A 25,109-nucleotide genomic window follows, 5' to 3' on the forward strand; every position below is an offset into this window, starting at 1 on the left:
ACAGCAGCCGTTTCGTCGGCATGACCGTGTTCAACGAGTTTGTCGGCAATCTCGAAAAGGGAACGCCTGTAGAGAGCAACCTGGACCTCTTCTACAAGGAATAAAAAAATTGCGTCGGCAGCTTCAAACCTGTTGACGCGGGTGTAGATTTTTTCTATACTTGTGCCGCTTGGCACACTTGCCCCTATCGTCTAGTGGCCCAGGACTCGGGATTCTCATTCCCGCAACAGCGGTTCGAGTCCGCTTGGGGGTACTAAAGAACTCATTTCGGTGAGTTCTTTATTTTTTTTTGTGAAAATGGTGCTTTATTAAGTTATTTTATTTGCATGAAGAAGAAAGTGATAATTTTTGTGCTCTTGATGTCGACTGTGCTTTTTGCGGTTGAACCGATGCCGGACCTGGTGGACTCGCGAGACAAGCAGGTCTACAAGACGGTGCAGATAGGCGAACAGCGCTGGATGGCCGAGAATTTGCGCTTCAAGCTCAAGGGAACCGAATGCTACAACAAGCAGGAAGTGAATTGTGAGGAATATGGCCGCCTTTATACATGGGCGGCGGCGATGAGGCTTGTCGATTATTACAATTCCACATCCATTACCAAGCTTAAAAAGCGCGTGCACGACGTTTGCCCCGCGGGTTGGCATGTCCCGACCAACAAGGAATGGAAGAAGATGAAGTATTTTGTGGGCAAGACGGGAAAGAGCGACGGTGTGGGCATCAGCCTCAAGTCCAAGGATGGCTGGGACCGGGAATTGCGCCTGCCTTTCGGAAGCGACGAGTTTGGCTTCAATGCCCTGCCTGCCGGCGAAAAGTATTTCATCGGCGAGTTCATGGACAAGGGGGCGTCGGCCCAGTTCTGGGCGGCAACCGAGTACGATGCGGGCGGAGCTTATTTTTGGCGCTTGACATACGACTCCAAGTCATTCGACAAGGTTCTCGATACCAAGGACAACGCTGTTTCCGTCCGCTGCGTCGAAGATAAACTCTACAAGATCAAGGAGCCGCCTCCGCCTCCGGTTGTCGTGCAACCCGAGGTCATGAAGGTGCAGAACAGGGAGATCTATGCGATACATATCGGTGACCAGGTGTGGATGGCCAAGAATCTGGATGTGGATGTTCCGGGAAGTTTCTGCTATGGAGGCGATTCGGCGAACTGTGCGAAGTACGGCAGGCTCTACACCTGGGCTGCGGCGATGAAACTTTCGAACGACTACTCGGAATTGACTGCTCGCGATTCTGTCAAGCGCGTCCATCGAGGCGTGTGCCCTGTCGGCTGGCATGTGCCGAGCATCTATGATTTTGAGCGCCTGAATGCGTATATTCAGGACATAGATGACGCGGTGGCCGTGGGAACAAACCTCAAGGCGCGCGGTGTGTGGCCGGAAACGGAAAATTCGATGCCCGGTGAAAACGGGTTCGGTTTCAACGCGTTGCCGTCCGGTTTCTTGCCCGCTGTCTCTGCGTTTACCGGAAGGGATTCTGCAACCGGATTCTGGAGTACGGCCGAGAAGGATTCCGTGTCGGCCTTCTTCTGGTCGCTACGCTATGATGGCGACGACCTGTTGCGCGACAGTTCAGGAAAGGCAGCTGCCTTCCCGGTGCGCTGCGTGATGGATCCGCCCGGTATCGATGAAATTTACGACAGCACGGCGATTTACGATTCCCGCGACGAAAACCACTACAAGACGGTTCTCATCGGGAACAAGAGGTGGATGGCCGAGAACCTGCGCTTTGCCGCTCCCGGAAGCTTCTGCTACGAGGACAAGGATATTCGGTGCCGTAGCTACGGTAGGCTTTATCCGTGGCATGTGGCGATGAGACTTCCTGCCGACTTTATTGTTAATCCGGTCGAGGGTGCAATTCTGGAAGAACATCAGGGAATTTGCCCGGTTGGCTGGCATGTGCCTTCGCAGAAGGAATGGGACGAACTTGTCTCCAGTATCGCTCAGATTGGGAAGGGGAGTGTCGCTTCCGCGATGAAGATGCGCGAAGGCTGGGTCCGTGGCGGTGCGCCCATTACAGAAGTTTCTGGCTTTAACGCGATTCCTGCGGGGGCGCGCTACAGCGACGGCGAATTCATGGAACTCGGCTCCAGCGCCTATTTCTGGGAAGCGTCCGGCGGTGGGGACGTAGGCGCTGCCTACTGGAATCTCATCAACAGCAAGGATGAGCTGATGCGTGCGGAAGATTTCGAAGGCACGTCGTTTTCCCTGCGCTGCGTCCAGGATACGCCTAGGGAAGCCGCGAATGATTCGCTATTGCAGATGATGTCGCCGGAGCCTAACAAGCCTTGATGAAATAGCGAAACGGGCTTAGAATAAACTTAATTGACCGTTGGCGTCGGCGGCGGTCTTTTTGCTACCATTTTTTTCGACATTGGCGGAATCGGGGGTTTCGCCGCTATCGCCGCTATCGCCGCTATCGCTGTTCGCGATTTGTGCGAGGAGCCACGCCTCGTCGTGTACGGGAATCCCGAGTTCGTTTGCCTTGGTGAGCTTAGATCCGGCGGCTTCGCCCGCGAGGACCCAGCTCGTTTTCTTGCTTACGGAACCCGATACCTTGCCGCCGTTTTCTTCGATGAGCTTGCGGGCTTCGTCGCGGTCCATGCTTGGGAGCGTTCCGGTGATGACTGCGGTTTGCCCCTGGAAAAGCGTCTTCACGACGCCCTTGAATTCGGTGGGGCAGCCGAGCGCAATGAGTTCTTCGACCTCGTTGCGGTAGCGTTCGGTGTGGAAGAAGTCGTAGACGGATTTCCCGATGCGTTCGCCCACGTCCGTTACGTTTTGCAGGTCTTCGACGGTTGCGGCGCGGATTTTATCGAGCGTGCGGAAATGCTTGGCGAGATTCCTGGCGCTGGTGCGGCCCACGAAGCGGATGCCGAGGCCGTGCAACAGGTTTTCGAGGCTACGCTCCTTGGAGGCTGCGATGGCGTCGTAGACGTTCTTCGCACTCTTCTTGGCCATGCGTTCCTGCGATTCAAGGTCTTCGATGGTGAGGCGGTACAGGTCCGGAATGCGCTTGATTTTGCCCGTGGCAATCAGGCTTGCGATGAGGGCGGGGCCGAGGTTTTCGATGTTCATGGCCTCGCGGCTCACGAAATGTTCGAACAGGCATTGCACCTGCGCTGCACAGTGCATGTTTTCGCAGCGCAAAATCACTTCGTCGTCGATGTGGGTGAGCGGTTCTCCGCAAACGGGGCATTTTTCGGGTGCCTTTACGGGTTCGGCTCCGATAGGGCGGAGTTCCTTCTTGACGTCGGTGATTTTTGGGATGATTTCGCCGCCCTTCTCGACGCCGACGGTGTCGCCGTAATGCAGGTCCAGACGCGAGACCTCGTCGAAGTTGTGGAGGGTGGCGCGCTTGACGGTAGTGCCCGCGAGGCGCACGGGTGCAAGGTTCGCGACCGGCGTCACGGCCCCGGTGCGGCCCACCTGGAATTCCACGGAAAGGAGCGGTGTGTAAGCGCGCTCGGCCTTGAACTTGTAGGCGATGGCCCAGCGCGGGCTCTTGCTTGTGGTACCGAGGGCACGCTGCATGGCAAGGTCGTTCAGCTTTACGACCATGCCGTCAATTTCGAAAGGAAGGCTGTCGCGGCTCGCTCCAATCTGCTCCGAAATCTTCATGATTTCATCGGTGGTGTCGGCAGTCCAGTAGTCGTTGGTGTGGAATCCGAGGCGCTTGAGCTGCAGCAGGTTTTCTTCGTGGGTCTTGTTGTTGCTCTGCGGAATGTGGTAGGCAAAGAAGCGCATCGGGCGCGTCTTGCATTCGGCGACACTCTTGAGCTTGAGCGAACCCGAAACTGTGTTGCGCGGGTTCTGGAAAATTTTCTTGCCTTCCAAGATAAACTGCTCGTTCAGGCGTTCGAAAGCTTTGCGCTCCATGTAGACTTCGCCGCGTACCTCGAATGTGCCCTGCGGGATTTCGCTCGGGTCAATCTTCAGCTTCTTCGCGTCAAAGTATTCGGGAATGTCCGCAATCGTAAGCGCATTTAAAGTCACGTCGTCGCCCTGGGCGCCGTCGCCGCGGGTAGCCGCCTGTTTCAAGCGTCCGTTCTCGTACACGATGGAGAGCGAAACGCCGTCGATTTTCCGCTCGCAAATCCATTTAGCGCGCTTCTTGCCCCCCGCGTCATCCTGAGGAGCTGAATCCAGACTTGCGATTCCATCCTCTGCTGCCCTGACGAATTCCGCCATCTCTTCGGCGCTGTAAACGTTTGCGATGCTCAGCATCGGCACGGCGTGCGCGACCTTCGCGAAGTCGTTGGTGAGGTCGCTGCCCACGCGCTGGGTGAGTGAATCCTTTCCGCGCAGTTCCGGGTATTTCGCCTCGAGCGCTTCCATCTCCTTGAGCCCGAAGTCGAAATCCTGGTCGCTCATGGGGGAGTAGCCGTCCTTGTAGTAAAGTCGGCTTGCTTCTTCTAGCTGTTTTTTCAGCTCGAAATACCGGGTGAGGTCAATCTCTTTCTGGTCCATTTTTATTGTCTCTTTTCGTTTTAAATATAAAAAAGATGGGGGAAAATTATATTTTTTAAACAAACTATGCGAAAGATTTGCCTGCTGATTGTATTTCTTTGCGCTTTTGCCGCATGGGCGGACGATTACGTCGTCCTCTCGCCCAGTTTTGTACCGCAGGCGCTTTTGGCAAGGCAAATTGCTCCAGGAAGTTCGCGCATCTTTTCGTTCTCGACTTCTATTGGATCTTGTGATTACTGTAATATAACGGGGAATATCGTTAGCACTAGCGAGGATTTGCAAAGTCATTACTCGCGTGACAAGGTTGATGGGTCGAGCTTCCGCTTCGAAATGAACCTGGTCGATTTCAAATGGCCCAGAACAAAAAATACCGCGGGTGCGGAACATTGGGCCGGCCATCGTCTTGGTGGCGGATTGTTTTTGAATGCCTATTATTCTGCCCTTTTGAAAGTGGGTCTTTATCCCATGGTGGTTCAGTGGTTGGGCCCCCTTTATCTGGCGGCGACGTACGATCTGTCATACGGATGTTATTTTGGTTATGACGAAGATAATGCCATGACGACCGATGTCCATGAGAGTTTGCTTACGGGTAGCCTTAATGTCGGCGGCGGAACCATGGTGTTCATGAACAACCACGGCCTGGGCGTTGGACTCCATGGAGGACTCCGTCAGATGCACATTATCAATCCCGGTTCCCGCGTCTATACCGGTACCGACTACCGTACGGGGAGTCGTATAGATCCGGCCCTTCAGGATGGCTACCACGTCGAGGACTGGATTTATTACTATGGCATCGATTTTGTTGGCTATACAAACATCCCGTTGTTAAAAGAGTCTAACACCAAAAATCATCAGGGGTATATATTCTCTTTCGAAATGGGAACGCGTCCGGACGATAACCCGCTTATTTATTGGGCTTTTTCAATGAGTCTGCTCTTATGACGGTCGGATTGAAAAATAAGGCGGCCCTGTTGTTGCTCCTTTTGGTTGCTGCATGTCTTGCTGGTTGCAGTTCCGTGATGCGTCCGCCTCCCGCGGCGGCCTATATGGATAGCTATGCGAAAGATGGTGCGGTCGGAAGTTTCGGATTGTCATATTATGCGGGCGACCTGGAAAATGGCAGACACGAGAACAATTCCTACAGCCATTACAGCTATGCCGAGTGGTGGGGCGACGTGAACCTTGCCAGCTATATTAGCGGGGGCTATTTTACATTTGGGCTGGGTTACCAGACATTTTCTCCGTTCATGCAGATGGGTTTTGTCTCTCCCTATTTGGGGCTTACGGCTTGGAGCAACATGAACGCGATTGTCATACCCGCAATAAAATCCGATGAGCGCGGTGCGCTGTGGCGTTATTCCGGCGGCGGAATGGCGATAGAACAGATTCCGTTGAACGACAACTGGAAAATCGGTTTTACGGAACACCTTTCCAGGAACGGCCGCGAAGTCTATTATGTCGATGATGATTGCTTGTCGATTGATTGCAAAATTCCGGTTCCGCGGCCCCGCTTTTACACGGAAGTTGGCGGCGGATTCTATGTGTCAAAGAAAATTGGGAACGACAGCAGGGTTTCGTTGGAATTCCGCTACGGTCGCGACTTGGATGAAGACCGGAACCGCTTTGCTCTGACTTTGGATATCTGGTCATCCACCACGGCGACACTCGGCGGAAACGACGTGATGCGTTCGATGGCGAAAAAGAATGCCAAGAAAATGAGGGAAATTGATGCAGTATATGCCGACAGCTTGCGGGATGAAAATGGGAAAATCGATTCGCTGCATACCATCAAGCGTCAGTGGTTCCGGATTCCGGATTCCTCGAAAACCATGTCGCTTGCGGAACATCCGAGCGATTCCGTGACTGCGGTTACGTCCAAGGGAATCTGCTATGATGAAGGTTCCAGGAGTGTATGGCTCAAGCAGGATTACGGGAATACGGCCTACAGGGTGCCCGTCGATTCTTTCGATTATTGTCAACAGATGGAACGCAAGGTTCTTTTCTGGCCATCTTTGTTGGTCGGGACGTTGTCCTTCTTGCCTGGGGCTCTGGCTACCAATAGTGGTGTAGGGGGACTTATGATTGGCCTTGGAGTTTCTGTGGCTTATTGGGCCGTTTCGAATTTTGCACTTGATTCCGAAGACCTCGTGCCGAAGGTTTATCCGGAATTGTGTTCCGAAAAACATTCTAGGGAAAATGTTCTCGCTTGGCTGAAACAGTACCCTTGCCGAAGCGAAATGCAATCGCAGGAGGCGGGGAAATGAGAGTGAATGCGAAATTCCTCTTGCTGGCCTTGTGCGTCTTGATGCTTGCCGCATGTCTCGACGAAGGTGTTGCGCCCAGGGATATCCGCGGGGATAAAAAATACGATATACCGGTCTCCAGTTCGAGCGTTGCCTCGAGTTCTTTTGTGCCCCAGTCGTCGAGTTCCAAAGAATCCTTGTCGAGTTCCGAAGGAACTTCATCGAGTTCCCTTGAATCGTCTAGTTCTCAGCAATATACCGTCGGATATATTGCCCATGACGGTGATGCGGATTACAAGTTCACGTCCTTTATGGGGTTCACCTGGATTGCGAAAAACGAGGTCTCGGATTGCTACGATTTCTGGAGGTCCGACTGCGCGGATTCTCTGGGGGTCTGCTACGACATGGATGAGGAGAATTGCGCAGAGTACGGAAGGCTTTACACCTGGGCCGAGGCAATGCACCTGCCGGATTCGTGCAATTACACGCAGTGCGAATATTCGGAGAAGCAACGGAGCGTATGCTCCTCTGGCTACCATGTTGCGACCTACCAGGATTGGCAGAATTTGGACTTTGCGCTGGAAGAATCCTGGGATTTTGAGAGATTGTCCTATTATCTGAAATCTTCTGACGAGTGGAACGGCGTAAATCAGTTCGAACTTAATATATTGCCCGGCGGCTACCTGCAAGACGATGATCAGTTTGTGGGGCTAGGGGAGAAAACCCGGTTCTGGGCTCCGCATGATGGTGGTTTGTCGGGCTTTATGTTATTTGACAATTCGGATAGCGCGACTTTCGTAACCAAAACACCGCCGGGACTTGTTCGTGCCTATATCCGCTGCGTGCATGACTAGGAAAACGAGGGGGTATTCTCTCTTTTTCTTGTTTATTACGGAAATTGTAATAAACGCTATTTCTTTTACGTTTTTTGAAATTGAAAATTTGACTGAATTTTAGAATTTGGTTTCTATTTTACATTTTATTTCCGCTTTTTCAATAATTGGCGGGTTGTGCCGCAATTTGGCACGGTTTTTGCAAAGCCTTTTCGCAAAAATAGGAATAATGCGCGGATTTGAGAATGATTCGCAAATTTAGGAAAGGACGAGTATGAACGCTCAAGCACTTTACGATCCGGCCAACGAACACGACGCCTGCGGTGTCGGCCTGGTCGCCAATATTAATAATGTTGCCTCGCACCAGATTGTGCTACAGGGCATTACTGTTTTGAAGAGGCTCATGCACCGTGGTGCAGCTGGTGGAGACCCGGAAACCGGCGACGGTGCGGGTCTCTTGCTTTCGATGCCCCACAAGTTTTTCCGCAAGGTGAACCCGGAATTACCTGCCCGCTATGGTGTGGCGATGTTCTTTGTGGAGAATACGCTTGCGGCGGATGCCTTTGACGCGAAGATCAAGGAGATTGCCGCTGCCGAGGGTATGCCGGTGCTGAACTTCCGCGAGGTTCCGGTGAATCCCGAAAAGATCGGCCGCACTGCCCGCGAGACGTTGCCGCATATCCGCCAGGTGTTCTTTGACGGTTTCGCTTTTGAATCCGACGGCGCGTTCGATATTAAGTTGTATGTGGTTCGCCGCCTGATGGAAAAGGCCTGCAAGGGTCTTTACGTTTGCAGTTGCAGCCGCCGTAGCATTGTCTATAAGGGCCTGCTTCTGGCGAGCCAGATTGAGGGCTTCTACAAGGATTTGAACGATCTCGATTTCGAGAGCCCGATTGCCCTTGTTCACCAGCGTTATTCTACGAATACTTTCCCGACTTGGCCGCTGGCGCATCCGTTCCGCTACCTCGCTCATAACGGCGAAATCAATACCCTGCGCGGTAACCTCAACAGCCTGCGCGCCCGCGAGCCGCACCTGAAGAGCGAGATTATCGGCGACGATTTGCAGAAGCTTTTGCCGCTCGTTCCGGCGGGGCAGAGTGACTCGGCCAGCCTTGACAACATGTTTGAGCTCCTCGTCGCTGCGGGTCGTAGCCTTCCGCATGCGATGATGATGCTCATGCCTCAGGCCTGGGGTAAAAAACATTACCTGGGCCGCGATGTGCGTGGGTTCTTCGAATATGAATCTATGCTCATGGAACCGTGGGATGGCCCTGCCGCCGTGGCGTTCAGCGATGGCGTGAATGCGGGTGCGATTCTCGACCGCAACGGCCTTCGTCCGGCACGTTACACTCTGTGTAAGGACGGTCTTTTCGTGATGGCGTCCGAGACGGGCGTGCTTGATTTGCGCGATGACGAGGTGGAAGAAAAGGGCCGCCTCAAGCCCGGCGAAATCATTTATCTGGATTTGGAAAATCACCGCATCTTGAAAAATGCGGAGATGAAGGCGCAGGTGGCGAGAGCCAAGCCTTACCGCCGCTGGGTTGCCGAAAACAAGATGAGCGTTCGCGGGCTCTTTAGCGAAATCAATCCGTCCGATGTTCCCGAAGATATTCTGGTACAGCAGAAGCGCTTCGGCTATTCTGCCGAAGACCTCTCCATCATCTTGCAGCCCATGGCGAAGAACGGTGCAGAGCCGATTGGCTCCATGGGTAACGATGCCGCGCTGGCCGTGCTTTCGGACAAGCCGCAGCCGTTGTTCAACTACTTCAAGCAACTGTTCGCCCAGGTGACGAACCCGCCTATCGACCCGATTCGCGAAGAGCTGGTGATGAGCCTTACGACCTACATCGGGAACCACGGCAACATTCTGGAAGAGACTCCAGAGCAGGCACACCTTATCAAGATTCCGCGTCCGATTGTGACCGAAGACGAAATTCGCCGCTTTGAAAACATCGGCGACAAGGCGTTCAAGGCGAAGGTGCTCAAGATGCAGTTCCCGCTGGGCGGTGACGGTTCCGTGCTGGAAGCGGCACTCCGGAACCTCGCCGGCGATGCCGTGCGCGCTGTGCAGGACAACTACGACATCATCGTGCTTTCGGACAAGAATATTGACTGGGGCTACGTGCCTATACCTTCGCTCCTTGCGACGGCTTGCGTGAACCGAGCCTTGGTGGAAGCGGGTGTTCGCCCCGAAATCGGCCTGATCGTGCAGAGCGGCGAAGTGCGTGAGGTGATGCACTTTGCGTTGCTGCTCGGTTACGGTGCCACGGTCATCAACCCGTATCTCGCGTTTGAAAGTATTACCAACATGTGCCACAACGGCGACCTGGATGTGGACCCGGTGACGGCTGCTGCAAATTATGTAAAGGCTGTGGATAAGGGCCTGCTGAAGATTATGTCGAAGATGGGTATCTCCACGCTCCGCAGCTACCGCAGCGCCCAGATTTTCGAAGCCGTGGGCTTGAATCACGAGCTCATCGAGAAGTTTTTGCCGGGTACCGCGAGCCGAATCGAAGGTATCGGCCTCGAAGAGATTGCCCGTGAAGTGGGCGAGCGTCAGAAGATTGCGTTTGCCGATGCAAGTAAGGTTTTGCAGTCTGGCGGCCAGTATGCATTCCGCAAGGAAGGCGAGAAGCACCTGTGGACTCCGCAGTCCCTTGCTGCGTTCCGCCAGGCGGTGCAGGGAGGTGATTACGAGAAGTTCAAGGTCTATAGCAAGCTGATTAACGACCAGTCCGAACGTCAGGCGACTTTGCGCGGGCTCTTCAAGTTCAAGGCTGCAACGCCGATTGATATTGGCGAAGTCGAATCTCGCGAATCTATCGTGAGACATTTTGTGGCTGGTGCCATGAGCCTGGGTTCCTTGAGCCCCGAAGCCCACGAGACTATTGCCATTGCCATGAACCGCATCGGTGCCATGAGCAACTGCGGTGAAGGTGGTGAAGACCCCGACCGCGATACTCCGGCTGCAAACGGCGATATCCGCAGTTCTGCGATTCGCCAGGTTGCCTCGGGCCGCTTTGGCGTGACCATTGACTACCTGCGCCATGCGAAGGATTTGCAAATCAAGATGGCCCAGGGCGCAAAGCCCGGTGAAGGTGGCCAGTTGCCGGCTCACAAGGTGAACGAGTTCGTGGCGCGTATCCGTCACAGCATCCCGAACGTGTCGCTGATTTCTCCGCCGCCGCATCACGACATTTACTCCATCGAAGACTTGGCGCAGTTGATTTACGACCTGCGCAATGCCAACCCGAAGGCCCGCGTTTCCGTGAAGCTCGTATCCGAAGTGGGCGTGGGTACGATTGCTGCGGGTGTGGCGAAGGCCCATGCCGACGTGGTGCTGATTTCCGGTCACGATGGCGGTACGGGCGCATCTCCGCTTACTTCCATCAAGCATGCGGGCCTCCCGTGGGAACTCGGTATTGCCGAAGCGGAACAGACGCTGGTGCTCAACGATCTGCGCGGGCGCATCAAGCTCCAGGTGGATGGCCAGCTCAAGACGGGCCGTGACGTTGTTGTTGCCGCTTTCCTCGGAGCCGAAGAATTCGGTTTTGCGACAAATCTGCTGGTAAGTCTCGGTTGCGTGATGGATCGCAAGTGCCATACGAACCAGTGCCCGATGGGTATCGCCACGCAGGATCCAGAATACCGCAAGCGCTTTGCGGGCAAGCCCGAATACGTGGAAAACTTCCTCTTCTTCATTGCCGACGAAGTCCGCGAAATCCTTGCAAGCCTTGGCCTGCGCTCGTTGGCAGAAGCCTGTGGCCGTAGCGACCTCCTGGAGCGCGACGAGGCGATTGCCTTCTACAAGGCTCACAACCTTGACTTCTCCAAGATTTTCGAGACCGTCAATGGCGGCATCAAGTCCTTCGACAAGAACTTCGTGAAGGAACCGCTTGAAAACTTTGACCGCCGTGAACTCCTGCCGTTCGTAGCCGACACTCTCAAGAGTGGCGCTTCGGTGGAACTTTGCACGGTGGTGCACAACGTTGACCGTACGGTGGGTACGGAACTTTCCGGCGAGGTGGATGAACACTTCGGTGTGAAGGGCCTCCCCGAAGATACCATCAAGATTCACCTGCAGGGTGTCGCGGGCCAGAGCTTCGGTGCATTCCTCGCTCCGGGTATTACGCTCGACCTCGAAGGCGAAGCCAACGACTTTATGGGCAAGGGCCTTTCGGGCGGTAAGATTATCGTGCGCCCGCCTAGCAATGCAAGTTTCAAGGCCGAAGACAACGTGATTGCGGGTAACGTCATCGGTTACGGCGGAACCTCGGGCAAGATCTTCATCAACGGTCTCGCTGGCGAACGCTTCGGTATCCGTAACTCGGGTATGCTCCTGGTGAGCGAAGGCGTGGGTGACCACGGCTGTGAATACATGACTGGCGGTAGGGTAGTGGTGCTCGGCCGCGTGGGCGTGAACTTCGCCGCAGGTATGACGGGTGGCTTTGCCTACGTGTACGACGAGACGGGTCACTTTGACCTAAGCTGCAACGTGGATTCTGCCGACCTCGAAAGCGTGCTCCCCGGTACCGAGAGCGAAAGCGAATTGCTCGATATCATCAACCAGCACGTTCAGGCGACGGATAGCGAGAAGGGCAAGCGCATTCTTGAGAACTGGAATAGCGAACGTCCGAAGTTCGTGAAGATATTCCCGGTGGATTACAGGAACGCTCTGCAAGCGAGGAATAAATAAGCCGTACGTCATTCCGGGCTTGACCTGGAATCTAGATGGCGGATCAAGTCCGCCATGACGTGTGAAGGATTTAAATACGGAAGTCTATTATGCAGCAAACTAACCGAATCGCAGACATCTACCGCCCTGTCGAAGAGCGTGTTAAGGATAACAACGAAGTCGAACGTAAGCTCACTTCGATAGAAATCATCGGCCAGGCGGGCCGCTGCCACACCTGTGGAATTCCGTTCTGCCATGGTGCGGGATGCCCCCTCGGTAACCTCGTTCCCGAATTCAATGCGGCCATTGCTGCAGGGAATGCGGAACGCGCTTACGATATCATCAGCAAGACGGCGTTCTTCCCGGAGTTTACGGGCCGTGTTTGCCCCGCGCTCTGCGAATCCGCCTGTACCGGCAATGTGCATAATGACCCGGTGATGGTGCGCCAGATTGAGAAGTTCATCATCGAGACTGCCTTCGAGGAAGGTCGCGTGGTGCTTCCGACGGCTGAACCCAACGGGAAGACTGCTGCCGTAATCGGTTCCGGTCCTTCGGGACTCTTTGCTGCCGAGGCTTTGCGCCGTAAGGGCTATGCGGTTACGGTTTACGAGAAGCACGAGAAGGCGGGCGGCTTGCTGCGCTACGGCATTCCGAACTGGAAACTGGACAAGTCCATTATCGACCGCCGCATCGCCTTGCTCGAAGCTGCCGGAATCACGTTTGTCTACAATACCGAAATCGGTAAGGACATCGCCGCAGAATATATTCACAAGAAATTTGACGAAGTATTCCTTGCGATTGGAACACCCAATGCCCGCGACTTGAAAATCCCGGGCCGTGAAGCCGAAGGAATTTTCCTTGCCCTCGATTTTCTGCACGGTGCCGAAATGCCGGACGAAAGCAATCCCGAAAAATTCAGTGCGAAGGACCGCAAGGTTTTGGTGATTGGCGGTGGCGATACGGGTAACGACTGCGTGGGCAAGGCCATTCGTGAAGGCTGCGAAAGCGTGCTGCAGGTGGAATTCATGCCCAAGCCGCCCGAGGAACGTTCCCCGTCTACGCCGTGGCCCGATTGGCCGTATATGCTGCGCACGAGCTATGCCCAGCACGAAGGCGGCGAACGCCGTTGGAATGTGTCTTCCAAGCAGTTCATTGTGAAGGACGGTCGCGTGGCAGGCGTAGAAGCGGTTCGCGTGGAATGGGAAATGTCCCCGCAGGGTCGCCCCCTCAAGCCTGCTGAAGTCCCGAATTCTACCGAGGTCATCGATACCGACCTGGTGGTGCTCGCCATGGGATTCACCGGTGTGTCTGCCGAGGGAATCGTGAACGACCTGGGCCTGCAACTCACCCCGCGAACAGCGATTATCGCTGACCCTGCCCGACATATTTATGCGGTGGGCGACTGCGCGAACGGCGCCTCCCTCGTGGTGCGTGCTATGGCCGACGCGAAGGCGAAAGTCGCGGCGCTGAAGTAATGGTTTACAGCTTGTCGTAATATAAACTGCGCGCAAAATTATGTTTGGATTTTACCGGTTCGCATGTGTTTCTCCGGTGTTGAAGGTGGCCGATACCGCCTGCAATACCGAAGAAATTATCAGGAGCGCGAAAATTGCTGCCTTTAACGGGGCGGCTTTTGTCGTTTTCCCGGAACTTTGCATTACGGGCTATACTTGCGGCGACTTGTTCCACCAGGAACTGCTTTTGCAGAACAGCACCCGCGCGTTGGTGCGGATTGCGGACGCCTTAAAAGAAAGCGGCGCCGTGATAGCGGTTGGCCTGCCTTTGCGCTTATTCGGAAGGCTGTATAACTGCGCCGCCTTTGTACAGCACGGGCGCGTTGTGGCGATTACGCCCAAGATTCACTTGCCGAACCAGCGCGAGTTCTACGAGAAACGGCATTTTTCGAGCGGGCGCGATTTGTTGCGCGGGGCATGTGGCGCTTCGGCAGGGAGTGCCGCGGGCGCTGTGACGTGCTTTATAGAAGGCGCAGGCGAAGTACCTATCACGAATTTCATCACCGTGAGCGGCCGCGCATCTGGCGGTCTGAATTGTACATCTAATAATCCGAATTGCGCATCTTGTAGCGATGGTTCCGAGGTCCGCGTGGGCGTGGAACTTTGCGAAGACTTGTGGACGCCGGCGCCACCCAGCGGGGAACTTGCTCTTGCGGGCGCGAACGTTATCGTGAATCTCTCTGCAAGCGATGCGCTGGTAGGCAAGCGCGACTACCGCAGGAACTTGGTGATGAACCAGTCGGCGCGTTGCATGGCGGCCTACGTGTACGCCTCCGCCGGAGTGCACGAATCTACGACGGACATGGTCTTCAGTGGCCATCTGATGATTGCAGAAAATGGGAGCATGCTCGCCGAAAGCAAGCCGTTCTCGCGGGAAACCGAAATCGTGTATGCCGAAGTGGACGTGGAACGACTGAATATGCAGCGCCTGAGCGAAGGCTCGTTCCAGGATTTTGACAGCCGTGCCATTATTGCGCGGGCGGCGACACTTGACTGCCTGCGTGGTTGCGATACGCTCCAGTACCGCTATGTTTCGCCGACGCCTTTTGTTCCCGGCTCACCTGAAACCCGCGATACATCTTGCACCGAGATTTTCAACATACAGTGTGCGGGGCTTGCCAAGCGCCTGGAGGCGACCCGAAGCAAGCGTGCGGTAATTGGCCTGAGTGGCGGCCTCGATTCTACGCTGGCGCTTCTTGTGGTTGCGGAAACGTTCATGCTGTTGAACCGTCCTGCCTGCGAGATTCTTGCGTTCACGATGCCCGGATTCGGGACAACGAATCGCACCAGGAACAATGCAGTTGAACTTGCGAAACTCCTGGGCGTGGAACTCCGCAGCGTCGATATCCGGAAGGCATGCCTCCAGCATTTTGCCGACATCGGGCACGACCCGCAAAAGCTCGACGTGACTTACGAGAACGTGCAGGCCCGCGAACGCACGCAGATTCTGATGGATATCGCGAACAGCGAAGGCGGAATTGTTATCGGCACGGGAGACCTCTCCGAAATTGCGCTCGGGTGGAGTACCTACAACGCCGATCACATGTCCATGTATGCGGTGAACTGCGATATTCCCAAGACGCTGGTGCGCCACATTGTGCGCTGGTATGCCGACCGCGCAATTCACAACCCGAGCGAAACCGGTGTGCATCTTGAAACCCGCGAAAAAGGCGCAGAACTTGCCGCAGTCCTCCGCGACATCCTCGATACGCCCGTCTCTCCGGAACTCTTGCCCGCCGATTCAAACGGCCAGATTGCTCAAAAGACGGAGAGCATTCTCGGTGCGTACGAACTGCACGACTTTTTCCTTTACCACTTTGCGAAATACGGAGCCTCTCCCGAAAAGCTCCGCTACCTCGCGAAATACGCATTTGCAAACAAGCATACTGACGAAGAAATCGGCAAGGCGCTTGCCGTCTTTATCAGGCGCTTCTTTACGCAGCAATTCAAGCGCAGTTGCATTCCCGACGGCCCGAAGGTCGGAACCATCTCGCTGTCGCCCCGTGCCGACTGGCGCATGCCCAGCGACGCGAGCGCTTCTGACTGGCTTTAATACGGTGCTTCTTGCTTAAAAAGCATAGAAAATCCCGGAGGCCGTAGCCTCCGGGACTTCTCTCTCTTTGGTGTAAACAATGTCTTAGCGGACCTGGAAACGGACCTGCTTCATGTTTGCGCCCTGGCGTACACGCACCAGGTAGGTTCCTGCCGGGAGCGTCTCGAGGGCAATCCCGTTGATACCCGATGCGAGCAGCATCTTCTTCTGCAGGCGGGAATTGCCGAGGATGTCGAATACGTCGATGCTCGTCTCGCCGCTGGCGGTCGACTGAAGCATGAGCGTGCGGTTTACGACGGACACGTTGAAGCGGTCGCTGTTCATGTCGAACGAGATGGCCGAAACGGAGGAAGAGCTTTCGGGAACATTGGCCTTGCAGGCGGTGTAGCTTGTGGGGTTGGAGGCAAGGTAGCCCTTGACCATATTGCCGGAAGTGGTGTACTGGAGCGAGTTTTTGGAGGAAGAACCTTCAAAGGCGGCGGTTCCTTCGCTTACTTTTGAAGCACTCCAGTTTGCCCACGAAAGCTGGTTCCCGTCCATCCAGTTTTGCCAGCTTGTATTGCGGCTCTGGTCCGGGTTGCCACCGCCGTCGGCATTGGCGGTACCCCATTCCGAAACGAATACGGAAAGACCGGCATCGATTGCCTGCTGTGCGTTGGCGCCTTCGCAAGGAGTGTTCCAGGACGTCTGCCCGCTCCAGCAGTGGGAATTGGCGTAATAGTGGAAGGTGTAGGCGATGTTTTCGCCGGAGACGGTATTGCCGATGGCCTCCTGCGGATTCTGGTCGTACTGCCTGTTGCCCACGAGAATCAGGTTGTCGGAATACTGACGGATAACGGGCACAATCTTTTCGGCGTAAGACTTAATCGTGCTCCAGGAAATGTCCTTGGGCTCGTTGAAAAGTTCAAAGATGACGTGGTCGTACTTGCCCCACTTCTGGGCCATTTCGGTAAAGAACTTGGTGGCGTTGCTCACCTCTTCGTTGGCCTGGTGCGAATGCCAGTCGATAATGACGTAGATGTCGTTTTCGATAGCGGCTTGCACGACGGTGTTCATGATGTTCGTCTGGAATTCGGGGTTGCTTGCGTAGCCGGTGATGTGCTTCGACTTGTCATCGCCGCAGCTTTCCGTGCCGTCGAGACAGCCCCACCAGTCGTCGCTGGTCGTTCCCATGGCGGCGCGCACAATCTGGATGTTCATGTCGCGAACCATGGTGGATATGCCTTCGGGAGTCCAAAATTCGGTCGCCTTGGGAACCATGCTCCAGTAAAGGCTCATGCCGCGTACCTGCACTTCCGCTCCGTCCTTCACGCCATCACAGCTGCCGTAGATACGGCCCTTGCCCTGCGCGTTCTTGCCGGTGACGAGCTGACCGTACTGGCTTACAGGCCCCACGCGGGTAGGGGTGATTGTTTGCGCGAAGGCCGCTGCGCTAAGGGCAGAGACCAGGGCGAGGGATGTGAAAATAGAATGCGACATGCAAACCTCCATACATTGTCTATAATATATCTGCATTTGCAGAATTTGGGCCAAAAAAACCAAAAAAAGGTGTTTACGCAAGAAAACGAGTGATTTTCCGCATATTTCTCAAAAAAAGATGTTTTTTTTAATAAAAACTTTTTATTATTAAAATGTTATTTGGGTCTGTGATGACTTTTTACGTGACGATAAATGTCCTCTGCTCCATCATAATCGTAATCATGATTGTTATGATGAAGTTTGGGGTTATGCATGAGACTGAGCAGAAGATATTCTTCAATCTCTGCGTCCAATGCCTTTTGTTCTTTTTCCTGGATGTTTTCTGGGTCCTGCTGGACGGTGCTGGTTTTGCTGGGGCTAGAACGTTAAACCTGTGCGTGAATGCGGCCTATTTTTCACAGCTAGGAATATTGTGTTTCTTTTGGAGTCGGTATTCCTTCTTCCTTGCCGAGTATAGGATTCGTTCGACCGATCTGCGCATCCTTTATTGTTCTCCACTGTTTATCAATGTCGCGATGTCTGTCGCCTCTATTTGGACGGGCTGGTTTTTCAATGTCGATGCGGATGGGCGCTACCATCGCGGCGACATCCTCTTTATCAATGTCCTGCTGGTATTCCTCTACCTCCTGACATCGTTCTTTGTGGCCTTTTTCATGGTTAAGCGCAAGAAGAACGTGGTAAAGAAAAACCGCCTTTATGCAGTGTCTGCGCTCGGCGTCATCCCTTTTTTGACCGAAATCCTTCAAATACAGCTTCCTGGTCTCTCCATCATTTGTGCGGGAACGACGATTGGCCTTATTGTGGTCTTTGTCGAAATCCAGAAGGAGATGATTTCCATCGATCCTCTTACGAAGCTTAATAACCGTAACCAGGCGAGCCTCTATTTGGATGCCCGTTTCAAACAGACGGTGCCCGGCAAGCGGCTTTACCAGTTCGTGATGGACCTTGACAAGTTTAAGCAGATCAACGACCATTATGGCCACATAGAAGGTGACCGGGCCCTTTTGGCGGTTGCCAATGTCCTTAAAGAAGTTTGCGGCCCGAGGGGGCATTTTATATCGAGATTTGGCGGTGACGAATTTGTCGTTTTCGCGAATCTTTCTACGGACACGGCGGCGAAGGCACTTTGCGAAACTATTTCGGCAAGGCTTGCCGAGGAGTCTAGTGGATTCCCCTTTAAGTTGTCGATGAGTTTTGGTTTTGCTTTCCGGAATGCGGGCGAAAGCGAGCAGGAACTGTTTGCCAGGGCGGATTCTGCCCTCTACGAAGCCAAGACGGCGAGGGAGGCCGGCTAGTATGTACCTGATGGGTTATGCCGAAATCATCCTCTTCTGCATCGCGGTTGTGCTGGTGATGCTCCTGGCGCTTCGATCCAGCATGAGCCGATTGGCAAACCGGAATATTCTCTCGCGCCTTTTTTTGCTGGTAATCTTTTCTCTCGTCCTGAATCTTGTAACGAAATGCCTTGCCGGAACCGATTTCCGGTGGAGCAATGCTTTGAATTCGATACTCAGCTGCGTCTACCTGGTATCCTGCCTCTGGGTGATTTTCATGAGCTGGAGGTTCGTTGGATACACGATGGAACTGGACTTTTGGAACAATCGTCGAAAGCTTCTTCTGTATGCAATTCCGAGTTTTGTTGGGTCCGCCTTCTCGATTGTTAGCATCTGGACAGGATGGGTATTCTACATCGGGAATGGGACTATCTATACGCGCGGCCCGCTGTTCGTTGTTTATGTCATTTGTTGTTACCTGTACTTGGTGTGGATGAGCCTCGTTGCGGGGCGTCGCATCTTCATGAAACGCTATTACGCAGACAGGTTGCTCTATTTGTCCCTTTCGTCCTTTGGGGCGTTCCCGATAATCGGGGTGCTGGTGCAGGTCCTCTATCCCGACATTCCGGGGGCGGCATCAGCCATGGTGCTTTCCATGCTTCTTGCGTTCCTTACGACGCAGTCGCGCATGATTTCTACGGATCCGCTAACAAAGCTCAACAACAGGAGCCAGCTGAATGCGTTCCTGGATACTAAGCTCAGACAGCCAACTTCGGACAAGGGACTCTACTTCTTTGTGCTGGACATTGACAATTTCAAGTCGATCAACGACAATTTTGGTCACATGGAAGGTGACCGAGCTCTTAATTTAGTTGCAAAAATTTTGAAAAAGACGTGCGGCCCGAAGGGGTGCTTCATCTCCCGTTTTGGTGGCGATGAGTTTAACCTCGTGGCTACGCTCGGTGGTCGCGAAACTCCGGCAGATATCTATGCCCCGATTCGAGAGGCGCTTGCCTTGGAATCTGAATCTCTGCCCTACAATCTTTCGATGAGCATCGGTTATGCCGAATGCCTCGGCAATGGCGAGATGCTTCCCGACCTTTTCGCCCGAGCCGACGAGATGCTTTACGCCGAGAAGAAGGCGAAGAAGCAAAAGAAGGAAGAGTAGGCTTTCTTGCGAATAAATAAAACCCTTTGACGGATGTCTAAGGGTTTTGGGTAAAAGGGTGAAGTGTCCCGGGTGTCTAAACGTCGCCCACTTCGCCGGTCTTGACGAAATTCCGCACAGCTCTTGTGATGCGCATGCTGCAGAAATTAGGCCCGCACATGCTGCAGAAGTGGCTTGCCTTCGCCTGGCTGCCGGGGAGCGTCTTGTCGTGGAATTCCATCGCCTTCTCGGGGTCGAGCGATAGCGCGAACTGGTCGTTCCAGCGGAAGTCGAAGCGGGCGCGCGAAAGGGCGTCGTCGCGGAACTGCGCTGCGAAATGGCCCTTTGCAAGGTCGGCCGCATGGGCGGCGAGCTTGTAGGTGACCACACCTGCGCGCACGTCGTCGCGGTCGGGGAGCCCGAGGTGTTCCTTGGGCGTCACGTAGCAGAGCATGGCGGTGCCGTACCAGCCGATTTGTGCCGCGCCGATGGCTGACGTAATGTGGTCGTAGCCGGGTGCGATATCGGTGGTGAGGGGGCCGAGCGTGTAGAACGGGGCGCCGTGGCACTTTTCGAGCTGGCGGGCCATGTTGTCCTGAATCTTGTGCATGGGTACGTGACCCGGGCCTTCGATAATCACCTGCACGCCGTATTCCCAGGCAATCTTCGTGAGTTCGCCGAGCGTGTCCAGTTCACCGAACTGGGCCGCGTCGTTGGCATCGGCTAGGCTTCCCGGACGCAGACCATCGCCCAAAGAAACGGCAACGTCGTAAGCGGCGAGAATCTCGCAGATTTCGCGGAAATGCGTGTACAAGAAGTTCTGCTGGTGGTGGCGCATCTGCCAGAGGGCAAGAATAGAACCGCCGCGGCTCACGATACCCGTGGTGCGCTTGGCGGTAAGCGGAATGTGTTCCAGCAAGAGGCCCGCGTGGATAGTGAAGTAGTCCACGCCCTGTTCCGCCTGCTCGATGAGCGTGTCGCGGTACAGTTCCCACGTGAGTTCTTCGGCCTTGCCGTTCACCTTCTCGAGCGCCTGGTAGATAGGCACCGTGCCGATAGGGACGGGACTGTTGCGGATAATCCATTCGCGCGTCTCGTGGATGTGCTTTCCGGTGGAAAGATCCATCACGGTGTCGGCGCCCCAGCGCACGGACCAGGCCATCTTTTCGACTTCTTCTTCGATAGAAGAGGTGATGGCGGAGTTGCCGATGTTGCTGTTGATTTTCGTGAGGAAGCGGTTGCCGATAATCATCGGTTCGCATTCCGGGTGGTTGATGTTCCCCGGCAGAATTGCACGGCCCGCGGCGATTTCGTCGCGCACGAATTCCGGTGTAATGGGAGAGCCTTCAATCTTGATTTTGCCCTGGGCCATGAGTTCGTCAAGGCGCTGGTTTTCGCGGATGGCCACGTATTCCATTTCCTTGGTGACGATTCCCTTGCGGGCATAGTCGAGCTGCGTCAGGTGGTGCCCGGCCTTCGCGCGGAGCGGGTGGTGTTCCGCATTAAAGCGCAGGTGGTCGAGTTCGTGGTTTGCGCGGCGGGCGCGGCCATAAGCGGACGTCATGTCGTCCAGCTGTTCGGCGTCGCCACGTTCCATAATCCACGATTCACGGAAACGCTCGATGCCCTTCGTCACGTCGAGCTTGGCGTCTACATCGCTGTAAGGGCCGCTCGTGTCGTACACGGGAACCACCGGCGTTTCGGGGTCCTCGGTCAAAATTTCGCGCATTCCCACGCGGATGTCCGGGTACATTTTTCCCGGAACATACACCTTGCGGGAATTCATAAAAGGTTTAAGGAGAGAATCCATTACTTTCCTTTTCTTACTTCACGCCAATCAGAGACAAATCGCGCACGGCACCCTTGTCGGCAGACGATGCCATGGCGGCGTATGCCTGCAGAGCCTTGGACACGACGCGGTCTCTATTCTCAGGCTGCCATGCCTTGGCACCGCGGGCTTCCATTTCCTTGCGGCGGGCGGCCAGCTCTTCGTCGGTGAGCTGCACGTTGATGCTGCGGTTCGGAATGTCGATTTCGATGACGTCGCCCGTGTGCACGAGGCCGATGTTACCCTTGTTGGCGGCTTCCGGAGAAGCGTGGCCGATGGAGAGACCGCTCGTACCGCCGGAGAAGCGTCCGTCGGTAAGGAGGGCGCAGGACTTGCCGAGGTGACGGCTCTTGAGGTAGCTGGTCGGGTAGAGCATTTCCTGCATGCCGGGGCCACCCTTCGGGCCTTCGTAGCGGATAACGACCACGTCGCCAGCCTTCACCACGTTCGGGTCGAGAATGCCCTTCACGGCATCTTCCTGGCTTTCGAACACCACGGCGGGGCCGGTGAACTTGAAGATGGATTCGTCGACGCCGGCGGTCTTCACGATGCAACCATCAACAGCGAGGTTACCGTACAGAACGGCGAGGCCGCCGTCCTTGGTGTAGGCGTGTTCGCCATCGCGGATAGCACCCGTGGCGCGGTCGAGGTCGTGATCCGGGTACATGAAGTTCTGCGAGAAGGCGACCAGGTTGTACTTGCGGCCCGGGCCTGCGAGGTAGCGCTGCTTGGCTTCTTCGCTGGGGTTACGCTTCAGGTCGTTCACTTCGAGAGCTTCGCCCATGGTCTTTGCGTGGACGGTCTTTGCGTCCTTGTGGAGGAGTCCCATGCGGTCGAGTTCACCGAGAATGCCCATGATGCCACCGGCGCGGTTCACGTTTTCGATGTGGATGTTGTGAACGGTCGGGGCCACCTTGCAGATGCACGGCGTGTTGCGGGAGAGGCGGTCGATGTCCTTCATGGTGAAGTCCACGCCTGCTTCCTGGGCCACGGCGAGCAAGTGGAGCACGGTGTTGGAGGAACCGCCCATGGCGATGTCGAGGCGCATGGCGTTTTCGAAGGCGTCCTTCGTGGCGATGCTACGCGGGAGGATGCTGTCGTCGTTCAAATCGTAATACTGGTGGCAGAGTTCCACGATGCGCTTACCGGCGGCTTCGAACAGCTTCTTGCGTTCGGCGTGGGTCGCGACGATGGTGCCGTTGCCGGGGAGGCTGAGGCCCAGGGCTTCGGTCAGGGAGTTCATGGAGTTTGCGGTGAACATGCCGGAGCAGGAACCGCAAGTGGGGCAGGAGTTCGCTTCGATGGCGGCCACTTCTTCGTCGCTGATGGTGCTGTCGGCGGAATCGATCATGGCGTCAATCAGGTCGAGGGCGCGGTCCTTGCCATCCTTCGTGGTCACGTGGCCAGCTTCCATCGGGCCGCCAGAGACGAAGATTGCCGGAATGTTGAGGCGCATGGCGGCCATGAGCATGCCCGGAGTCACCTTGTCGCAGTTGGAGATGCACACGAGGGCGTCGGCGCGGTGGGCGTTAGCCATGTATTCGGTGGAGTCTGCAATCAGGTCGCGGCTCGGGAGGCTGTAGAGCATGCCGTCGTGGCCCATGGCGATACCGTCATCGACTGCGATGGTGTTCATTTCCTTCGCGACACCGCCGGCGGCTTCAATCGCGCGGGCGACCACCTGGCCCAAGTCCTTCAGGTGAACGTGGCCCGGAACAAACTGGGTATAGCTGTTCACCACGCAAATAACGGGCTTACCAAAGTCTTCCACCTTGGTTCCTGTTGCGTGCCAAAGGGCGCGTGCACCGGCCATTTCACGGCCTTCCATAGTCTTGAGCGAACGAAGTTTCGGCATAATTATTCCTTTTGTATTTTGCGGGTTTCATTATCCCGCGACCATTATAAAATATGCATAAATATAAAAAAAGACACCCGATGGGCGGGTGTCTCAGAGGTAAAAACGTTAATAGATTAGAACCTATTCTTCAATTCCTGCGGACATTCAACTTCCCTGTAATTGTGGAGCGGGTTACCTGCAGCTTCCATCCAGTTGGCCATGAACAGGCAGCCTTCCTTGGCTTCAGGATCGTTTGCGAACGAAGAGTTGCACTTGTTGGTAAGGCAGCTCTTGTAGGTGGATGCCTTGTAGCCCGAAGATTCTTCGCATTCTGTCAAAAGTCCACCGTATTGGGCGCCCTGGGAACCCCATCCCATTTTCTGGGAGCAGCCGTTAAAGATTCCGTAGCCGCCGCCCGGGATCATCACGTCGAACTGGCCGCCGGCCACGTCGTAGCCAACGTTGTTAGACATGACGATAAGGTGCTTACCCTTGAGTTTCGAGTGGTTGTCCGTGGCGTATTTGCCCTGGCCAGTAAAGGCGAGATCGAAGCATTTGCCGCAGTTGCTCTCGCCACCCGGGGTGGCTGCAAAGGCGAATGCCAAGGTGTCGTTAATGACAACGGGGAACTGGCTTCTACAAATGCCTGCATCGCCACCGTCACACATGCTTCTTGCCGATTTGTCGCTAATCTTGTTTCCCCTGGCGTCGCAGGTGCTTGCTGTTCCGCCATGTTCAGGCCATGCGCAGTGGGGCTTGCAGCAGTCCCAGTAGCGCGACGCGTAGCCGGAGCCGCTCTTTCCGCCATTTATATATTTGATTTGGTACGTGCCATTGTTGCCGCCCTGAGAGCTGCTCGAAGACTTCGCGCTGGAACTTGAGGATTTTGCACTGCTAGAGCTGGACTTTGCCGAAGAACTCGATTTGGCGCTGCTCGAAGACTTTGCGCTGGAGCTGGACTTCGGCTGCTGAGTCGAAACGCCCATATTCTTGCAATCCTTGCCGGTCGGATCCCAATAGCATGTAATAGTGCAGGACTTGTCGTAGGCGTACTGTTCGTCCTTGGGACCCTTGAGGCTAGCGTAGTGCTCGACGCACTTGTTGGAAACGGCGTCGAAGCATTGCTTTTCGCTGCACTGGCCGCTCGGGGTAGCAGCGGAGGAAGTCGGCTGCTGCTGTTGCTGGCTGGAGCTGGAGGATTTCGGCTGTTCCGGGTTGGTTGTTGCGGAAGAGACTGGAATTTGAGTGGCCGAGCTGGAAACGAGAGGATTCTGTCCACCCTGGTTCGGATCCTGGCCTTGATTCGGATCTTGGCCCTGGTTCGGATCGGTTCCCTGATTTGGGTCGGAACCCTGGTTCGGGTCAGTGGTCGGAACAATGGGGTTGCCGGCAAGGTCGTAAATCGAGCCGTCGGGGTAGATAATGGTCTGTTCCGGGGTAATTACCGGGAGTTGAGAGAGGTCCGGGATAGTCGCGATGAGCGTTCCTGCGGCATCGATAACCGCACCTGATGCCGGGTCGTACGAGCCGATGGGGGTTCCCGAAGCGGTCGACACGACAAACCCAGCCTCGGTGGGCGTAATGATGTAATTTTGGTCGCTGGAGAGAATCCAACTGGGGATTGTGACAGCAGCGAATTGATCTCCTCCTTGCGGGGTGGGAGTCGTAATCTGGTCGTCAGTGCAATTCCACGTGCACACCAAGGCGCATGCAACTAGCAGAGATTTGAAAAAAGGAGATTTCATTTTTTTACC

The 25,109-nt window shown here is 55.1% G+C and carries 14 protein-coding genes and 1 tRNA gene; 10 read left to right on the forward strand and 5 right to left on the reverse strand.

All coding sequences use genetic code 11. The annotated features are described in order from the left end of the window. The first annotated feature begins 180 nt into the window (after nucleotides 1-180). Both B2952_RS06455 and B2952_RS06460 read left to right on the forward strand, forming a co-directional pair. Nucleotides 181-253, forward strand: a tRNA-Glu gene (locus B2952_RS06455). A 73-nt stretch (nucleotides 254-326) separates the two neighbouring features. Further along, nucleotides 327-2,294, forward strand: a complete 1,968-nt coding sequence (locus B2952_RS06460) for an FISUMP domain-containing protein (RefSeq protein WP_290734822.1) — start codon at nucleotides 327-329, stop codon at nucleotides 2,292-2,294. An 18-nt stretch (nucleotides 2,295-2,312) separates the two neighbouring features. On the opposite strand, the gene ligA is transcribed toward B2952_RS06460, so the two are convergent. After that, a complete protein-coding gene (gene ligA, locus B2952_RS06465; RefSeq protein WP_290728116.1) occupies nucleotides 2,313-4,472 on the reverse strand; it encodes an NAD-dependent DNA ligase LigA in 2,160 nt (719 codons plus the stop codon). Between the two features lie 66 nt (nucleotides 4,473-4,538). Between ligA and B2952_RS06470 the strand changes: the two genes are divergently transcribed. The 6 genes from B2952_RS06470 (at nucleotide 4,539) to B2952_RS06495 (ending at nucleotide 15,790) form a co-directional block, all read left to right on the forward strand. Then, entirely contained in the window at nucleotides 4,539-5,414 is an 876-nt protein-coding gene (locus B2952_RS06470) for a hypothetical protein (RefSeq protein WP_290728114.1), read from the forward strand. After that, nucleotides 5,411-6,736, forward strand: coding sequence for a hypothetical protein (locus B2952_RS06475; protein ID WP_290728112.1), 1,326 nt, complete (start codon nucleotides 5,411-5,413; stop codon nucleotides 6,734-6,736). Before B2952_RS06470 ends, B2952_RS06475 begins: the two co-directional genes overlap by 4 nt. Next, on the forward strand, nucleotides 6,733-7,569 hold the full coding sequence (locus B2952_RS06480; RefSeq protein ID WP_290728111.1) for an FISUMP domain-containing protein: 837 nt from the start codon (nucleotides 6,733-6,735) through the stop codon (nucleotides 7,567-7,569). Before B2952_RS06475 ends, B2952_RS06480 begins: the two co-directional genes overlap by 4 nt. A 253-nt stretch (nucleotides 7,570-7,822) precedes the next feature. Then, nucleotides 7,823-12,244, forward strand: a complete 4,422-nt coding sequence (gene gltB / locus B2952_RS06485) for a glutamate synthase large subunit (RefSeq protein WP_290734821.1) — start codon at nucleotides 7,823-7,825, stop codon at nucleotides 12,242-12,244. An 89-nt stretch (nucleotides 12,245-12,333) separates the two neighbouring features. Next, complete coding sequence (locus B2952_RS06490; RefSeq protein WP_290728107.1) at nucleotides 12,334-13,698, forward strand: glutamate synthase subunit beta; 1,365 nt, start codon at nucleotides 12,334-12,336, stop codon at nucleotides 13,696-13,698. Between the two features lie 40 nt (nucleotides 13,699-13,738). Continuing rightward, nucleotides 13,739-15,790 carry an NAD(+) synthase gene (locus B2952_RS06495; protein WP_290728105.1) on the forward strand — a complete coding sequence of 684 codons (2,052 nt, stop codon included), beginning with the start codon at nucleotides 13,739-13,741 and terminating at the stop codon, nucleotides 15,788-15,790. Nucleotides 15,791-15,874: 84 nt separating this feature from the next. On the opposite strand, the gene B2952_RS06500 is transcribed toward B2952_RS06495, so the two are convergent. Further along, the gene (locus tag B2952_RS06500) at nucleotides 15,875-17,269 is read right to left on the reverse strand and encodes a cellulase family glycosylhydrolase (RefSeq protein ID WP_290728102.1); all 1,395 of its coding nucleotides are present in this window, start codon (nucleotides 17,267-17,269) and stop codon (nucleotides 15,875-15,877) included. Nucleotides 17,270-17,784: 515 nt separating this feature from the next. On the opposite strand from B2952_RS06500, the gene B2952_RS06505 reads away from it, so the two are divergent. Together B2952_RS06505 and B2952_RS06510 are read left to right on the forward strand one after the other, a co-directional pair. Further along, on the forward strand, nucleotides 17,785-18,564 hold the full coding sequence (locus B2952_RS06505) for a GGDEF domain-containing protein (protein ID WP_290728100.1): 780 nt from the start codon (nucleotides 17,785-17,787) through the stop codon (nucleotides 18,562-18,564). 1 nt (nucleotide 18,565) lies between these two features. Further along, nucleotides 18,566-19,711: a GGDEF domain-containing protein gene (locus B2952_RS06510; protein WP_290728098.1), complete on the forward strand. Its 1,146-nt coding sequence runs from the start codon at nucleotides 18,566-18,568 to the stop codon at nucleotides 19,709-19,711. A gap of 76 nt (nucleotides 19,712-19,787) precedes the next feature. On the opposite strand, the gene thiC is transcribed toward B2952_RS06510, so the two are convergent. The 3 genes from thiC to B2952_RS06525 form a co-directional block, all read right to left on the reverse strand. Continuing rightward, a complete protein-coding gene (thiC, locus tag B2952_RS06515; RefSeq protein ID WP_083535593.1) occupies nucleotides 19,788-21,500 on the reverse strand; it encodes a phosphomethylpyrimidine synthase ThiC in 1,713 nt (570 codons plus the stop codon). Between the two features lie 13 nt (nucleotides 21,501-21,513). Further along, entirely contained in the window at nucleotides 21,514-23,373 is a 1,860-nt protein-coding gene (gene ilvD / locus B2952_RS06520; protein ID WP_290734820.1) for a dihydroxy-acid dehydratase, read from the reverse strand. A gap of 116 nt (nucleotides 23,374-23,489) precedes the next feature. Then, on the reverse strand, nucleotides 23,490-25,100 hold the full coding sequence (locus tag B2952_RS06525; protein ID WP_290729661.1) for a glycosyl hydrolase family 5: 1,611 nt from the start codon (nucleotides 25,098-25,100) through the stop codon (nucleotides 23,490-23,492). Nucleotides 25,101-25,109: the final 9 nt, after the last annotated feature.

Origin of the sequence: Fibrobacter sp. UBA7003 (assembly GCA_002449765.1) — a bacterium.
Classification (GTDB): Bacteria; Fibrobacterota; Fibrobacteria; order Fibrobacterales; family Fibrobacteraceae; genus Fibrobacter.

Coding starts and splice junctions, on each gene's coding strand:
- B2952_RS06460 (WP_290734822.1), top strand. CDS start 327: ATGAAGAAGAAAGTGATAATTTTTGTGCTCTTGATGTCGACTGTGCTT.
- ligA (WP_290728116.1), bottom strand. CDS start 4,472: ATGGACCAGAAAGAGATTGACCTCACCCGGTATTTCGAGCTGAAAAAA.
- B2952_RS06470 (WP_290728114.1), top strand. CDS start 4,539: ATGCGAAAGATTTGCCTGCTGATTGTATTTCTTTGCGCTTTTGCCGCA.
- B2952_RS06475 (WP_290728112.1), top strand. CDS start 5,411: ATGACGGTCGGATTGAAAAATAAGGCGGCCCTGTTGTTGCTCCTTTTG.
- B2952_RS06480 (WP_290728111.1), top strand. CDS start 6,733: ATGAGAGTGAATGCGAAATTCCTCTTGCTGGCCTTGTGCGTCTTGATG.
- gltB (WP_290734821.1), top strand. CDS start 7,823: ATGAACGCTCAAGCACTTTACGATCCGGCCAACGAACACGACGCCTGC.
- B2952_RS06490 (WP_290728107.1), top strand. CDS start 12,334: ATGCAGCAAACTAACCGAATCGCAGACATCTACCGCCCTGTCGAAGAG.
- B2952_RS06495 (WP_290728105.1), top strand. CDS start 13,739: ATGTTTGGATTTTACCGGTTCGCATGTGTTTCTCCGGTGTTGAAGGTG.
- B2952_RS06500 (WP_290728102.1), bottom strand. CDS start 17,269: ATGTCGCATTCTATTTTCACATCCCTCGCCCTGGTCTCTGCCCTTAGC.
- B2952_RS06505 (WP_290728100.1), top strand. CDS start 17,785: ATGTCTGTCGCCTCTATTTGGACGGGCTGGTTTTTCAATGTCGATGCG.
- B2952_RS06510 (WP_290728098.1), top strand. CDS start 18,566: ATGTACCTGATGGGTTATGCCGAAATCATCCTCTTCTGCATCGCGGTT.
- thiC (WP_083535593.1), bottom strand. CDS start 21,500: ATGGATTCTCTCCTTAAACCTTTTATGAATTCCCGCAAGGTGTATGTT.
- ilvD (WP_290734820.1), bottom strand. CDS start 23,373: ATGCCGAAACTTCGTTCGCTCAAGACTATGGAAGGCCGTGAAATGGCC.
- B2952_RS06525 (WP_290729661.1), bottom strand. CDS start 25,100: ATGAAATCTCCTTTTTTCAAATCTCTGCTAGTTGCATGCGCCTTGGTG.